A 13,953-nucleotide genomic window follows, 5' to 3' on the forward strand; every position below is an offset into this window, starting at 1 on the left:
CTCAGCTGGCGAGCCCGGCCATGATGTCAGCCGTGGAGCCCGACGGCATGTCGCGCCAGCCGGTCCGAAGGTGAAGGAGACCGCGGGGACCTCCAGGTCCAGCAGGGCCTCCACCTTCTGCGACCAACCGTCGTCGTCCTGGCGGGGTTCGGGCAGCTCGATGCCGTAGCGCTCTGCCAATGGAGCGAGCTGGTCGCGGTAGCGACGGGCGGCCTCCAGATCGGCCGGTTCAGCGTCGGGTACGAACAGGTTGACGCCGAAGGGACCATGGTCCAGTGCCCGCACGGCCTTCACCTGGTCCTCCACGGTGACGACATCCTTGTGGCCCGCGGCCAGGAAGCCCATCCCTCCGGCGGCCGAGGCGGCGGCCACCAGTTCCGGAGTCGAGGCACCGCCGGCCATCGGGGCGACGATGATGCGGCGGGCAAGGTCTGACAGCTGGAACATGGTGCTCCCCTCAGTGGTGGACGTGGCTGCATCCGACGCTAGGCAGGCAGTCCGGGATGGGGAAGTCCCCACTGGGGCATGGCGCCATGCCGAACTGGCATCGCTGGCTCCATCCTCGACGGCATGGACGCGGACATCCGGCACCTTCGAGCCCTGGTGGCCATGGCGCAGTGCGGGTCGATCAGTGCCGCGGCCCGGCAGCTGGGGGGTGGGGCAACCGGCCCTCTCCCGCACCCTGGCCCAGCTGGAACGCATGGTGGGGGCGGAGCTGGCCAGCCGGGGCGGGTCCGGGTTTGTCCTGACCGCGGCCGGACGGCGCCTGCTGCCCGAGGCACCGCCAGCGGTGGCGGCCTTCGATGCGGCCCTCACTCGCCTGGATGGGCCCGAGGGGGTGGCCCTGCTGGGTTTCAGCTGGTTGTTGCCCAGCTGGTTGTCGGGGGAACTCGACGGAGCCCTGCGGGCCGGTGATCCGGCCTTTCGCCTGCGGCTGCAGCGCACGGAGCAGCCGGTGGCCGACGTGCTGGCGGGAGTCCTGCACGGCTGCCTGGTGCGCGAACCCTCGTCGCGGGAGGGCCTGGCGGTCACGCCGATCGCCACCGAGGAGCGCATGCTGGCCATCGCCCATGATTCGGCCCATCAGGCGGCCATCGGGGCAGCCTGGGCTGCGCTCGGCTCCCAACCGCTGGTGGTCAACCGGGCGACGGGCACCACCCAGGCCTCCTTGTGGACGCCTGTAGCCCGGGTGGCTGCCATTTGCTCGAACTTCGACGAGTGGCAGGCCTGTGTTGCGGCGGACCGGGGAATCGGGTGGCGCTGGCCTCGGCGGCGGAGCTGGCGCCGCACCCCGGCATCCAGTACCACCACATCACCGATGCCCCGCCCGTCACCGTCGCGATCGTCCACCGTCGTCAGGACCTTCGCCCCGCCACCCTGGCCCTGGCTGCTTGGGCCGTGGCCGTGTCAGAAAGACCTCGGCCATGGTGACGGCCAGGACACGTCGGCCGGTGAGCGGCGGGTCATCCGTCAACAGGGAACAACCGGGCGATTCACTGCTGGACCACCGACAGGACGGTGTTCGCGCATCATGTACCCGAAGTAGCCGGCCAGAAGCAGGGCGCCGCCGCGCACGGCGTCGAGACCGTGGATCCGAATTTTGGTGGGGGCTGGCCGGGTGGTTCTGAGATCATCGGACTGTCTCTTTCGTGATGCTGGCGAGGTGGCGGTGCACGACGGTTCGTGCGCTCAGGCTGGTGTGTTGGCCGAGGGTGATCGCGGTGGGGAGGCTCTCGAGGAGGGCCCACAGCACCCCCGCCGCCTGAACGGGCTCGGTCCGGCCATTCAGGCCGCTCCCGTCCAGCAGGCCGGTGAAGAGGCGGATGACCTCGGCTCGCCCCTGTCCGAGTCGTTCCGCCGTGGCGGGGTGTCGTCGCGCCCGGTCGAGGAACATGGCGTTGACGCGCTCGAAGACCTGGTTGGTCTCATCGGCGGTGAGGATCTCGTCGGCCAGGGCGTCGAGGATGGCGGCCGGAGTGGGGGTGGCAAGGGCCTGGACCGCGCGCTCGATGCGAGCGGTGCGCTGTTGCTGGACGTAGTCGAGGACGAAGTCCAGCATGGCCTCGCGGTCGGCGAAGTAGTGCTGCACGGTGCCCATCGACATCCCGACGTGCTGCGCCACCGTGCGCAGGCTGGCATTGTCCAACCCGCGTTGGTCGGCGACTTCGACGACGGCATGCGCCAGAACGCGACGGCGTTCCTCGTGGAGCAGGGGAGGGGCATCGACCTGCTGGTCAACAATGCCGGGGTGATGATGCTGCCCTACGGCACCACGGAGCAGGGCTTCGAACGCCACTTCGGCATCAACCACCTGGGGCACTTCGCATTGATCGGCCACCTGCTGCCCCTGCTCGTCGACACCCCGTACAGCCGCGTGGTGACGATGGCGAGCAATGGTCACAAGATGCCCGGACTGTCCTTCGACGACGTTCGTTCCGACGTGGACTACAAGGCCATGCGCGCCTATGGCCGCAGCAAACTGGCGAACCTGCTGTTCAGCCAGGAGTTGGCCCGACGGCTCGCCGCCCACGGGTACTCGACACTGTCCGTCGCGGCCCATCCGGGTCAGACGGCCACCAATCCCGCGGGCAAGCGGGGGCTGCGTGCCCTGATGGACCGGTTGGTGGGCCAGGGCGTCGCTCGTGGCGCCGAACCGGCCCTGCCTGCAGCGACGGATCCGACGGTGCAGTCCGGTGACTACTACGGCCCCGACGGACCGGGCGAACTGCGAGGCCCTGCCACCAAGGTCAAGCCCTCACGCGTGGCGCTGGACCCCGAGCTGGCGGCGGCCCTGTGGCGACGCAGCGAGGACTGGTCTGGCCTCAGCTACCTGGACTGACCAGCAGTGGCTCGCCGTTGCCGTCCTGGATCCGGATGCCGTTGCCAGCCAGGTCCAGGGTGACCTCCAGCCGTTCCCCGGCGGGTCCGTGGACGGCATAGCGGTAGAACTCGTTGCGCAGCTCCAGCTTCTCGGTGCGGGCGTGCACCAGCCACGGATTGCGCCGGCGCAGGCCAATCAGGTCCTGGTGCAGGCGGAAGATCGGTTCTCCCAAGGGGGAGAGCAGGTCCGGGTTCTCCGGGAAGGTGGGACGGACCTCGTCGTCGCCGCCAAGGCGCTCGAACTTGGTGCCGGTGAAGCCCTGCTCGTCGCCGTAGTAGAGGCTGGGGATGCCCCCGACGGTGAACAGCACGGTCAGCGCCGCCGTGACGCGTTCGTGGCCCACCAGGCTGGCAATGCGGGTGACGTCGTGGTTGCCGACGAAGGTCTGCGGCACCAGACCGCCATCGAGCCAGCCGTTGTGGCGCTGCAGGGTCCAGTCCAGCTCGAACAGGTTGGTGTCCTTGAGCGAGCTCCAGGTGGCCTTCCACAATTCGTACTGGGTGATCGAGTCCAGCCCGGAGCGACGCACGTAGTCGGCATAGTCACCATGGATCATCTCGCCGACGAACCAGGCCTCGCCGAACTCGGGGCGGACCTTGGCCAGCACGTCCTGCCAGAACTCCGGCTTGATGGCATAGGCGGCGTCCAGTCGCCATCCGTGGATGCCCCGTCGCAGCCAGTGCCGCATGACGTCTGCCACGAGGTCCGCGCCGGCGGGCTCGTCGTGGTTGAGGGAAACCAGGGAGCCGTGTCCCTCGAAGACGGCGGCGCGCGGCGGGTTCTGGTCCCAGTCGATCCGGAAGAGCTTCGCCTCGTCGCTGTCCGGCCCGTTGGCCAGGGCGGCGCGGTAGAGGGGGTGCTGGTCCCCGACGTGGTTGAAGACCCCGTCGAGCAGCACGACGATCCCGCGCTCCCGGCAGGCAGCGATCAGCTTGTCGAAGTCTGCTTCGTCGCCCAGCCGTGGGTCGATGCTGAAGTGGTCAGTGGTGTCATAGCCGTGGGTCGACGAGCTGAAGACGGGCCCGAGCAGCAGGCCGTTGGTGCCCAGGCGTTGGGCATAGTCCAGCCAGTTGTGCAGGTGCCCGAGCCGGTGGGTGAGTGCGCGTTCCTCCTCGCTCGACGGCCGCACCGGCGCCCCGGTGAAGCCCAGCGGGTAGACCTGCCACCAGATGGCGTGCTCGAACCAACGCATTGCCCTGACCTTTCCTCGACGGTTGGGTGTCCCCACCTACAATGCCATCCGGCCGGATGTGCTGCCTGGATGACCCGGAAGCCCCACCCAGTTGCGCCCAGTTGGCCAGGGATCAGGCGAAGGCCGTGACCTCGGTCGGCTCGGGAATCTCGTCGTCGAAGGGGATCATCGGACGCAGGATGCGCTGATGCCCCAGCCGCTTGAGGTCCTGATCGACGCCGCCAGGGGTCAATGCCAGGAGCCAGCCCCGCTGGAGGTCGAACAGGTCGGAAGCTGTCAACCTGTGTGGAGACACTCGCGGCGGGTTTGCTCGTCGAGGATGCCGTCGGGGTTGAGCCAGGCATGTGCGGGTGGTGTGGCCAGGTGGGGTGGCTGAGTGAATCGTTGGGGATATCGGTGGGCGAGGGCCTCAAGAGTGGCTTGGCGTCGGTGGTGGACCTGGTGCCAGGTGCCGTCGTGAACCGACTGGGGCGTGTGGCCGGCCAGGGATGAGTGGGCGTGGTGCTGGTTGTAGTCGGTGACCCGACGTGCGGCCCAAGACCGGGCGGCGTCGAGGTCGGTGAAGTATCCGGGCCAGTCACGGTGGTACTTCGCGGTCTTGAACCATGACTCCATGTGGGGGTTGTCGTTGGAGACCCGCGGCCGGTTGCGGGAGCGGGTGATGCCCATCGCGCGGAACACGCGGGCGAGTTCGTCGGACATCATCGACGGACCTCCATCGGAGTGGACGATGCGGGGATGGACGCCGTGCGTGGTGAATGCGGTGGTGAACATGTCGGCAGCCAGCTGGTCATCCTCGCAGTCCTCGACACGCCAAGCCATGATCCGGCGGGAGAACACGTCAATGACGGCATACAGGTTGAACCATTGGCCCTTGTACCGGCCGGGCAGCTTGGTGATGTCCCAGCACCACACCTGGTTGGGGCCGGTGGCATGCCACTGCGGCATCGCCGACGAGCGCTTGCGGGAACGTCGAGCAGTGGTGCAACGGATCCGTTCGGCGCGGGCGATGCGGTACCAGGTCGACAACGACGCCACCGGATCCCCGGCGTCCAACGCGTCGAACCACGCCTGATACGCGCTGATTCCCTGCTGCGCCGCCGAGCGCAACAGGCCGATGATGCGCTGCTGGTCCTGCTCCCCGACCCGGTTCGGGTAGGCCCGCCCCCGGTGTGGTGTCGGGCTGGCGATCCCGGGACGGGGATGACTGCGGTAGTGCCACGACGAACGCGACAACCCGATCACCGACAACGATCGCCGCAGGCTCCAACCCGCCTGGCGCAGGTCGTCCACCAGCGCCTGTTCGGCCGCCAAGAACCGCTCCTGCTCGGCGCTGACCTGCCCCGTCACTCGCCGTTGGTGGGCCCCTGCCTGACGGACAGCTGCTGCAAGAGCCCGATAGCTTTTCCCAACGCATCATTGGCCCGGGTCAACGACTCGATCTGCTCCCGAGCCTGCCGCGCCTCTTCCTCACGAGCCTGACGCTCGATGGCCAACTGCGCCTTCAACCGGGCGAACTCCGCCCCATCCGTGGCACTCATACGCGCAGTATCGCGAGGCTCCAACCCCAACTCCAAGTCCCCATACAAGTACTGCCGACGCCACGACTGCATCCGCCGCTGGGAAACCCCATGCTCATCCAGCCACCGCCCCTTCGACCCCTGCGGCAACACCAAGTACTCAGCCACCAACTCCGCCCGCTCCCTCGCGGTCCGCTGCTCAATCATCACGGCACCTCCCTGACTCACAACCAGCTTGCCAATCAGGGGGTCGGGCTCCAGGTAGCCCATCTTGACCACCACGATGTCCATCGCCGACGGGTCGACTCGCATCCGCTGGTACTGCACGCTCTGGGCGTACTGGGTGCGGCGGCTGGTCACGATCACCTCCAGTCCACCGTGGACCAGGCGGGCCGACGTCCCACCATCCGGGGTGTCCGTGACCTGGGCCACCGTCGCGGTCAGGGCTTGTGGGCCCGGATCGCGGGAGTCGATCACCCCGCCGATGGTGAACTCGCCCTGATTTCCCTCGCCCAACTCGATGGCGTGCTGGACGGTGGCCGGGTCGACGATCGAGGCGAGGACGGCGCGCAGCTCTCCCGAGCTGATGGCCGGCTCGCCCGCCAGGGCCGCCAGGGCAGCGGTGCAGTCGTCGGCGCCGCCTGCCCCCGGATTGTCGCCGGAGTCGGAGATGAAGAAGGGGCGCTGCTTTGAGCGGACGGCGTTGTCCATGTCGAGGTCTTCTGGACGGCGAGCGTAGGAACTTCCATCATCAAGGGGACCTGGATCCCTGTCACCACCCGCGTCCCGCCTACCGACCCACACCCTCATCTGTGAAGAGCCCCATTACCTGCCAGAACTTCTCCACCACCGCGACTGGACAGCCTACGCTCCAGCGCCTTTGGGCTGGGCCCTGTGGGGGTAAAGGTCAGCGAATCAGGCGGCGTTCGCGAGCGACCTTAGCGGCAGAAGTGCGGTTGTCGACGCCGAGCTTGGCGTAGAGGTTGACAAGGTGGCCCTTGACCGTGGATTCGGAGATGAACAAGCGACGGGCGATGTCACGGTTGCCGGCGCCGGTGGCAAGCAGGCCGAGGATCTCGGTTTCCCGGGTGCTTAGACCGGTGTCGGGGTGGGCAGCGCGCCCCATAACGCGCATCGCGACCTCGGGAGACAGGGTCGGGCGACCAGATGCAGCGTCCAGTACCGAGCGCACCAGGGCGTCGGTTGGGGTGTCCTTCAGGAGGTAGCCCACGGCCCCGGCATCCAGTGCGCCGAAAATGTCGGTGTCTGCGTCAAATGTCGTGAGGATGAGTACTCGTACGTCCGGGTGTGCGGCCCGAAGCGCCCGAGTGGCTTCTATACCGCTGATCCCGGCGCCGAGTTGCAGGTCCATGAGGACGAGGTCGGGTGCGTCCCCGCGCCGTTCAAGGGCCTGGACGAGGGTGAGGGCCTCCTCGCCGGACCCGGCTTGGCCGATGACCTCGATACCCGGGTCGGCGGCGAGCAGCATCCGCATGCCGTCGCGTAGCACGGGGTGATCATCGACAAGAATGATGCGGGCGGTCATGGGCGGACCTCCGGGGCGTCACGAATGGCAGGAGTGGGGGTTAGGTGCGCGGTGAGGGCGACCGTGGTGCCCTCGCCGGGAGAGGAGTCGATGATGACGTCGATGGCGACCTCCTCCATGCGGGAGTGCAAGGCCTGCAAGCCGAAGTGGGCGTCGGCGTCCACGGTGCGCGGGTCGAACCCGACCCCGTTGTCGATTACGTCCACGACGACCCGGTCATCGAACCAGCCGATCCCGATCTGGCAGCGGGTGGCCTGGGCGTGCCGCAGCACGTTCGACATGGATGCCTGGATCCCCCGATGCAGGGCAGCCACGATGTGGTCGTCGACGTGGCGCGGCGGGGTTCCCTCCACGACGACATCGACGGTCAGCGTCTCGCCGGCGGCCTCGCTGAGACGAAGGGCGTCCTGCGCGATCAACCGGGCGGAGTCTTCCAAGGTCGCCTCGCCGGGGTGAGCGAGGTCGCGGATGAAGCGGCGGGTCTCGATCAGGTTGTCACGGGCGGTCGACTCGATGAGGGCCAGGGCTTCCGGATTTTGCGGTCCGGCGGTGCGGGCCAACACCACTATGGAGGCGAGGGCCTGTCCGAGGGTGTCGTGGATCTCCCGGGCCAGACGTTCGCGTTCCGCCAGCACCCCTTGGGTGCGTTCGGTCGCAGCAAGGCAGTCCTGTGCCTCACGCAACCGCGCCACGAGCTCGCGTTGCCGTTGTGCGTCCTCCCTGAGCTGCATGAATACCGTCCATCCGATGAGCGCCACGCACGCCGGGACGAGCATGCCCAGCCACACGTCGAGGGCGGTGGTAACGCCCGCGGTGTGTCCGTGCAGCAGTCCCAATCCGACCGACAGTACGACGAGTCCGGCGACCACCATCGCGCCGGCCACGCCCGGCAGCAGCGCTAGGGCCAGCAAGTGCAGCGGCAAGGCCACCCACACGAAACCGTCGGTGACGAGCACCCCCGCGCTCCACACAAGGGCCATCGCGACGAGCCATATCCACACGGCCGCACTTGCCTCCGAACCCCCGGACAGGAGCCTGTCGCGAGATGCGCCGTCGCGCAGACCAGCGCTGTCGGGCGCCACTCGAAGACCGAGGAGGTAGACGGCAAGGAACACGACGGCCACGCCCGTGGCCGCCGTGGTTCGACCCAGCCCGTGCACCGACCCGCCCCCGACGGCCGCGGCGTGGAGCACGGCCGCGGCCAACAGCGTCACGACAACGAAGTGCATGGCGTGCCGCAACGTGAACGTCAAGTGGTCGGCCTGCGCCGGACGAATCGCGATTGGGTGCACGCTTCCACGTTAACGCGCGCCGGTGGTGGCCGGCGTCTCTCGTAGCGTTGTTGGCGGGGGCCGGTCCGAAAGGACTGGTCCCACCCGACCACACGGCTCCACGAATCCGACCGCTGGCGGGCCGGAACGCGGTCCGGGGGGCCTCGAATATGGATACATGTTTGTCGCTATTCGAGAGATCCGCACCGCGTGGGGCCGCTTCGGCCTTATGGTCGCGGTCGTCGCCATGATCACCTTTCTGCTGGTCACGTTGACCGGCCTGACCCAGGGACTGGGCAACCAGTCGACCTCCGCCATTACTACGCTGCCCGCGGACCGAGTGGTGTTGACCCCCACTGACGGGGACAAGGCGTCCTACGGTGATTCCGTGGTCACCCGCGATCAACAGGCGGCGTGGACCGGCGCGGCGGGCGTGACGGTCTCGCCCCTGGCCATCGGTCACGTCCGCATCGAGAAGACCGGGTCCGAGTCGGCCGCCACGGCAGCGGTGTTCGCCGCCCCCGCTGGCTCCGAACTTGTGGGCGACCTGGCGAACGACCGGATCGTCCTGCCGCGGGAAACCGCGGACGCCCTCGGTGTTGACGCGGGACGGACGGTCGCGGTCAACGGCAGCGTCCTCACCGTCGATCGTGTGGAGGAGACCCGCTGGTACTCCCACTCACCGGTAGCGACGATCACCGCGCCCACGTTCGCGCGGATGAACCACACCGCTGACGACCAGGTCGGCTCCGCCCTCATCGCGCGCGTTGATGACTCCGTCACCGATGACGCCCTCGCCCGGGTCAACGCCAAGGCCGGCACCGTCTCATATCCGGTGAAGGACTCGCTCGTGGCCCTGCCCGGATACAACAACGAGCGCTCCTCCCTGCTGCTCATCCAAGGCTTCCTGTATGGGATTTCCGCCCTCGTCGTCCTGTCCTTCGTCAGTGTGTGGACGATCCAGCGCACCCGGGACCTCGCCGTGTTGCGCGCCCTCGGTGGTTCGCGCCGCTATGTCCTCTTCGATGCCCTCGGCCAGGCTGCGCTCCTGCTCGTCGTCGGCGCGCTCATCGGTGGCCTGCTCGGCGCCGCGCTCGTTGGTGGCCTGGCCGGGGTCGCGCCCGTCCTGCTCCAGACCCTCACCGTCGCCGGCCCAGTCGTAGGGATCGCGACCCTTGGCCTGATTGGGTCGTGGATCGCCACCCGCCGCGTGTCCCGTGTCGACCCCCTGCTCGCCCTTGGAGGCAACTGATGCCCACCTCAATCCTCACCACCAACACCGCGGCACCCGGCCAGATCGGCGCCGCACCAGCCGCGCTCACCCTGCACGACGTCGTCGTCCGATACGCCGATGGAACCGATGAGACGGGCGCCACCCGCTGGTTCACGGCCCTCGACCACGTGTCAATGCAGGCCCTCCCCGGCACGATGACGGCGATCCTCGGCCCGTCTGGATCCGGCAAGTCCACCCTGCTGTCCGTCATCGCCGGGCTCGTCGTGCCAACCTCCGGTGAGGTCTCCGTGGCCGGTACCCGACTCGACAAGCTGAACGAGAACGCCCGCACGGCCTTGCGCCGCGACCACGTTGGCATCGCCTTCCAGCAGCCCAACCTGCTGCCGTCCCTCATGACCACGGAACAACTCACCGTCATGGCCCATCTGGCCGGAGCCTCACGATCGGAAATGAAACAGGCCCGCATACGCGCCGCCGAACTCCTCGACCTCGTCGGGCTCACCGACCAAGGCGACCGACGCCCCCACCAACTGTCGGGCGGCCAGCGTCAACGCGTCAACATCGCCCGCGCGCTCATGCGCCACCCCGAGGTCCTTCTCGCCGACGAACCCACGAGCGCCCTCGACCACGAACGTTCACGCTCCATCATCGAACTACTCACCCGCGTCACCCGCGAGACCGGCGTGGCGACACTCATGGTCACCCACGACACCGAATTCGCCGACGACGCAGACGATGTCGTCCACATGCGAGACGGCCACATCAGTTGAGAAAGCGTGCGCGGGGCCGTCGGGGAGAGGAACTCGCCGACCCCGTGTCGCGCTCCTCGAACGGTAGAACACCGTGGCCTACGCCATCCTGCTGTCACCCGCGGTGCCCGCGGTCCAGGCATCTCCCACCGAGTGCAAGGACAGTCTCGACCTAACGGGAGTATCCGATTAACCGTGTAAGTGGCGGTTTCTACTGGTGGGTGCTGGCCGCGGGCATGCGGTCAGCGAAGGTGGTGGCGAACGCGTTCACTCCTGGCTTCCAGCGCATGCCCCCAGCGGGTCTGGCCGGTGCCCTGGGCGTCCAACGATCTCACGGTCAGATACAAGGTCTTCAGCGCGGCCTGCTCGTTCGGGAAGTGCCCTCTGGCTCGGACAGCCCTGCGGAAGCGAGCATTCAACGACTCGATCGCGTTCGTGGAGCACAGGACCTTGCGGATCTCGACGTAATAGTCCAAGAACGGCACGAACTCGGTCCAGGCATTGCGCCAGAGACTGATCATCGCCGGGTAGGCCTTGCCCCACTTCTGCGCGAACTCCTCGAACGCGACCTCGGCCGCCTCCACGCTTGGAGCCTCGTAAACGGGCCTGAGGTTGACGGCGATCTCGGGCCAGTGCCGCTTCGACGCATAGCCGAAACTGTCGCGCAACAAGTGGATCAGACAGGTCTGCACCTTCGCCTCGCCGAACACGTTGCCGATGCTGTCCGAGAGGCCCTTCAACCCGTCGCAGACCATGAAGAACACGTCCTTCACAACCCGGTTCTTGAGTTCTGTGAGGCAGGCGAACCAGAACTTCGCCGACTCGCCGTCGCCGTTGCCGGGCCAGATCCCCAAGATGTCCTTGTGACCCTCCAGGTCGACACCGATCGCGGCATAGTATGACAACTGCACCAGCGTTGCTCGCGGTTACGAGACATTGCTCGGCAACTGCTGGTTGCCGAAAATGGTGTTCGGCCAGCGGCAGTTCTGCCCGCGGCCGTCACCGTCCTCCATCCTAGGCTGGACCCGATCTCGAAGGAGCCCTCGCCGCGGTCCGGCATCAGCATGGATACCTCGACATGGGTCGCCTGTGGACGAAACCCCTGCATGGGGGGTGGTCAGAGCGGCCCGCTCCATCCATTCCGTGTCCAGGGCCCGTCATCCCAGGATGCGCTGCAAGACCCGCGCGTAACCGGAGGCCACCGGCCCCCGCGCGAGCGCGGCAAGTGCGTTCGGAATGCCACGCGCGCCAAATTCCTGCTCCCAGTGCAGCCTGCTCCCGAGGCCCGCGGCCTCGACGCGCGCTCGAATGGTGCCGGTGAGGATCGGGCCGGTCTTCTCCACCACGGCCACCAGGGGCGGTTGCCAGGTCTCCACCACCATCCGGTCGTCGAACCACACCGGGCCGAGCTGGGTGCGGGCGACGAACCGATGACCCTCCCGCAGTGGGGAGCCGTCGCTGCTCCCCACCCGGGTGAGCGGGACTGCAGCGGTGTGCCGGTCCAGGTCCCAGAGCCGATCCCAGAGCTCGGTGGGGGTCAGCCGCGAGTCCAGCGTCACCTCGAAGCTGGCGCGGGGCGTGAAGGACTTGATGTTCCCTTGGGATGGCGTCACCTCGCGACGGTACCAACCATTCGACTGCCCGCCCGGCACGGTTGCCGGTGAGACCAGCCCTTGGCCCGCTGGATAGTCTCGGTTCCATGCAGCCCGACAGCACCGAGCCGACGACGGGCACCGTCCCACCGTGCTGGTGGTGACCACGGCCATTCCCGCCCACAGCCTGAACGCCACCCAGTCGGTGCGGGGTCTGGTGGCCGGCGGGGCACGCGTTCTGTGGAGCACGACGCCGAGTTTTGCCGCGCAGGCAGCCCGCCACGGCGCGCACCCGGTGCCGCCGGTCCCCGAACCACCACGGCTGGGCGTGGCTGACGAGACCCACGGTGCGCTCAGGGGCCTGCGGCAGGTGCGACGGATGTACCGGGACGACCTCGCAGCCCCGGTCGAGGCCCAGGTCCTCCACCTGCTGGGGCTCGTGGAGGAGCACCACGTCGACGTCATCCTCAGCGACACCTGATGTTTGGTTCCGGGAATGCCGCGGAGGTGGCGGGCTGCGCCTGGGTGACGTTGGGCGACGGACCCCTGGCCCGGCCCGACCCGCTGGTCCCGCCACTGGGGACGGGGCTGTGGTTGATGGATGGACCGGCCGGTCGTCACCGCAACCGCACCGTGAAGCGGATCAGTGACCGGATGGTCTTCGCCCCCGGCTGGTTCCCACCAGCATCAGTTCCGGGTCAGGCTGCGGCGACGTGCCAGCGTGTGGCCCATCTGCCGGGTGATCCCGCCGCTGACGATCGCGTCCGCCCCGACGGTGGCAGCGCACAGCGTGTCGACGACAACAGGGGCGGAGCGAGCGGCATGGTGGCGCATGCCCGCCCACATCAGTCCCGGCTGGGCGATCATGGCGTCGCGCAGCACGGGTGAGTGAGGCCACAGCGCCTCGTCGCCCAGTGGCACCGACTGGCAGTCCAGGCCCGCGGCCTCCACCAGGTCGCGCCACGGCTCCAGGACGACCAGCACCCCCTCGTGCCCCGCCCCACGAAGCGCCTGACCCACGGCGATGAACGGGGCCACGTCACCCCGGGAACCGATCGAGATCAGGCAGAAACGGGCCGTCATCAGCGGCGATGCTCGTGCGGGGCGCTGGCATGGATGATGTGGAGGATGTCGCGCTGCCAGCCCCGCACGGTGCGCGAGGCCACATCGCTGAAGCCTGCGCGGTGGAGCTGATCTGCGAGTTCCGGCATGGTGCTGAAGTCGTCCACCGAGCTGTGGAGGTACTCGTACACCCCGGCGTCGTCGGTGAGCACCTTGGCCAGGGGCAGGATCACACCCCGGTTGACGGCATGCCAGCGACGCTGCGCGTCGGCGGATCCGCGCACCGAGTAGTCCTCAGCCACGAAGGGCGCCCCGGGCCCGAGCGCCGCCGCGATCCCGGCCAGGGTGGCGTCCAGGTCTGTTACATTGCGCAGGAGGTAACAGGCAAGGGCCCCATGGGCGGGCGGCAGGCCCAGTTCGTCGAGGCTCTCACCGCAACCGTGCACGAAGGTCACTCCTTGGGGCCAGCGATGACGCTCTGCCTGGGCCAGCATTCCCGTTGAGGCGTCGACGCCGATGATCTGTGGCGTCATCCCGCGCCTGCGGGCAGCGCGCAACAGCTCCAGGGTGGAGAGCCCTGATCCGCAGCCCAGGTCCAGCAGCGTGGGCGTGGGGTGTTCGATGCTGGCCACCAGCAACTCGGCTGCGGTGCGCAGGTGGCGGCGGTAGCCCGGATTCAAGGCCACCATGAGGTCATAGCGGCCAGCGGCCTGGTCGAAGCCGTCCGACAGGTCCTCACGGGTCGGCGGGCTGCTGGCAGGGCGCTGCGGCGTGCTGCTCACGGTGCTGTTCACGGTGGCCTCCTCAGTGTCCGGGAGCTCCACGATGGCACACCCGCGAGGCTCCGGTTGGATCCTTGGGCCGGGCGTGGATACTGGGACTGGCCGCCCAACCCACTTCGGTGCC

At 68.2% G+C, this 13,953-nt stretch carries 15 protein-coding genes and 2 pseudogenes; 5 read left to right on the forward strand and 12 right to left on the reverse strand.

All coding sequences use genetic code 11. From position 1 onward, the window contains the following. Window positions 1–72 precede the first annotated feature (72 nt). Window positions 73–702 (reverse strand): annotated as a pseudogene (locus tag EDD41_RS18025) (nitronate monooxygenase); the annotation flags it as partial. Here EDD41_RS18025 and EDD41_RS00225 point away from each other — a divergent pair. Beyond that, entirely contained in the window at window positions 656–1,546 is an 891-nt protein-coding gene (locus tag EDD41_RS00225; protein ID WP_170165167.1) for a LysR family transcriptional regulator, read from the forward strand. The pseudogene EDD41_RS18025 and the gene EDD41_RS00225 overlap by 47 nt on opposite strands. A gap of 84 nt (window positions 1,547–1,630) precedes the next feature. Here EDD41_RS00225 and EDD41_RS16460 read toward each other — a convergent pair whose 3' ends face one another. Further along, window positions 1,631–2,122 (reverse strand): TetR/AcrR family transcriptional regulator, encoded by a 492-nt coding sequence (locus EDD41_RS16460; RefSeq protein ID WP_245995472.1) that lies wholly within the window; start codon window positions 2,120–2,122, stop codon window positions 1,631–1,633. Here EDD41_RS16460 and EDD41_RS16465 point away from each other — a divergent pair. Next, a complete protein-coding gene (locus EDD41_RS16465) occupies window positions 2,111–2,839 on the forward strand; it encodes an SDR family NAD(P)-dependent oxidoreductase (protein WP_245995473.1) in 729 nt (242 codons plus the stop codon). The two genes, EDD41_RS16460 and EDD41_RS16465, sit on opposite strands and share 12 nt — an antisense overlap. Here EDD41_RS16465 and EDD41_RS00235 read toward each other — a convergent pair. From EDD41_RS00235 to EDD41_RS00255, 6 genes are all read right to left on the reverse strand, one after another. Further along, window positions 2,823–4,073: an alpha-amylase family protein gene (locus EDD41_RS00235; RefSeq protein WP_123574590.1), complete on the reverse strand. Its 1,251-nt coding sequence runs from the start codon at window positions 4,071–4,073 to the stop codon at window positions 2,823–2,825. The genes EDD41_RS16465 and EDD41_RS00235 overlap by 17 nt on opposite strands. A gap of 112 nt (window positions 4,074–4,185) precedes the next feature. Beyond that, window positions 4,186–4,353: a hypothetical protein gene (locus EDD41_RS16680; protein ID WP_170165155.1), complete on the reverse strand. Its 168-nt coding sequence runs from the start codon at window positions 4,351–4,353 to the stop codon at window positions 4,186–4,188. Next, complete coding sequence (locus EDD41_RS00240) at window positions 4,350–5,423, reverse strand: IS3 family transposase (protein ID WP_123574591.1); 1,074 nt, start codon at window positions 5,421–5,423, stop codon at window positions 4,350–4,352. Before EDD41_RS00240 ends, EDD41_RS16680 begins: the two co-directional genes overlap by 4 nt. Next, window positions 5,420–6,304, reverse strand: coding sequence for an MlrC C-terminal domain-containing protein (locus tag EDD41_RS00245; RefSeq protein ID WP_170165169.1), 885 nt, complete (start codon window positions 6,302–6,304; stop codon window positions 5,420–5,422). The genes EDD41_RS00240 and EDD41_RS00245 overlap by 4 nt, the downstream gene beginning before the upstream one ends. Window positions 6,305–6,500: 196 nt before the next feature. After that, window positions 6,501–7,139, reverse strand: coding sequence for a response regulator (locus EDD41_RS00250; RefSeq protein WP_094764988.1), 639 nt, complete (start codon window positions 7,137–7,139; stop codon window positions 6,501–6,503). After that, window positions 7,136–8,431, reverse strand: coding sequence for a sensor histidine kinase (locus EDD41_RS00255; RefSeq protein WP_094764989.1), 1,296 nt, complete (start codon window positions 8,429–8,431; stop codon window positions 7,136–7,138). Before EDD41_RS00255 ends, EDD41_RS00250 begins: the two co-directional genes overlap by 4 nt. Window positions 8,432–8,588: 157 nt before the next feature. Here EDD41_RS00255 and EDD41_RS00260 point away from each other — a divergent pair, with 157 nt between their 5' ends. Both EDD41_RS00260 and EDD41_RS00265 read left to right on the forward strand, forming a co-directional pair. After that, on the forward strand, window positions 8,589–9,662 hold the full coding sequence (locus EDD41_RS00260; RefSeq protein WP_094764990.1) for an ABC transporter permease: 1,074 nt from the start codon (window positions 8,589–8,591) through the stop codon (window positions 9,660–9,662). After that, the gene (locus EDD41_RS00265; RefSeq protein ID WP_123574593.1) at window positions 9,662–10,414 is read left to right on the forward strand and encodes an ABC transporter ATP-binding protein; all 753 of its coding nucleotides are present in this window, start codon (window positions 9,662–9,664) and stop codon (window positions 10,412–10,414) included. The genes EDD41_RS00260 and EDD41_RS00265 overlap by 1 nt, the downstream gene beginning before the upstream one ends. Window positions 10,415–10,604: 190 nt before the next feature. Here EDD41_RS00265 and EDD41_RS00270 read toward each other — a convergent pair. Together EDD41_RS00270 and EDD41_RS00275 are read right to left on the reverse strand one after the other, a co-directional pair. After that, window positions 10,605–11,289, reverse strand: a pseudogene (locus tag EDD41_RS00270) (IS256 family transposase); the annotation flags it as partial. A 261-nt stretch (window positions 11,290–11,550) separates the two neighbouring features. Beyond that, a complete protein-coding gene (locus EDD41_RS00275; RefSeq protein ID WP_123574594.1) occupies window positions 11,551–12,006 on the reverse strand; it encodes an SRPBCC family protein in 456 nt (151 codons plus the stop codon). A 139-nt stretch (window positions 12,007–12,145) separates the two neighbouring features. Here EDD41_RS00275 and EDD41_RS00280 point away from each other — a divergent pair, with 139 nt between their 5' ends. Continuing rightward, window positions 12,146–12,466 (forward strand): hypothetical protein, encoded by a 321-nt coding sequence (locus EDD41_RS00280; protein WP_148060422.1) that lies wholly within the window; start codon window positions 12,146–12,148, stop codon window positions 12,464–12,466. Window positions 12,467–12,672: 206 nt separating this feature from the next. Here EDD41_RS00280 and EDD41_RS00285 read toward each other — a convergent pair whose 3' ends face one another. Both EDD41_RS00285 and EDD41_RS00290 read right to left on the reverse strand, forming a co-directional pair. Beyond that, window positions 12,673–13,068 (reverse strand): glycosyltransferase, encoded by a 396-nt coding sequence (locus EDD41_RS00285; protein WP_123574596.1) that lies wholly within the window; start codon window positions 13,066–13,068, stop codon window positions 12,673–12,675. Next, window positions 13,068–13,841, reverse strand: a complete 774-nt coding sequence (locus EDD41_RS00290) for a class I SAM-dependent methyltransferase (RefSeq protein WP_148060423.1) — start codon at window positions 13,839–13,841, stop codon at window positions 13,068–13,070. Before EDD41_RS00290 ends, EDD41_RS00285 begins: the two co-directional genes overlap by 1 nt. Window positions 13,842–13,953 lie beyond the last annotated feature (112 nt).

Origin of the sequence: Luteococcus japonicus (genome assembly GCF_003752415.1) — a bacterium.
Classification (GTDB): Bacteria; Actinomycetota; Actinomycetes; order Propionibacteriales; family Propionibacteriaceae; genus Luteococcus; species Luteococcus japonicus.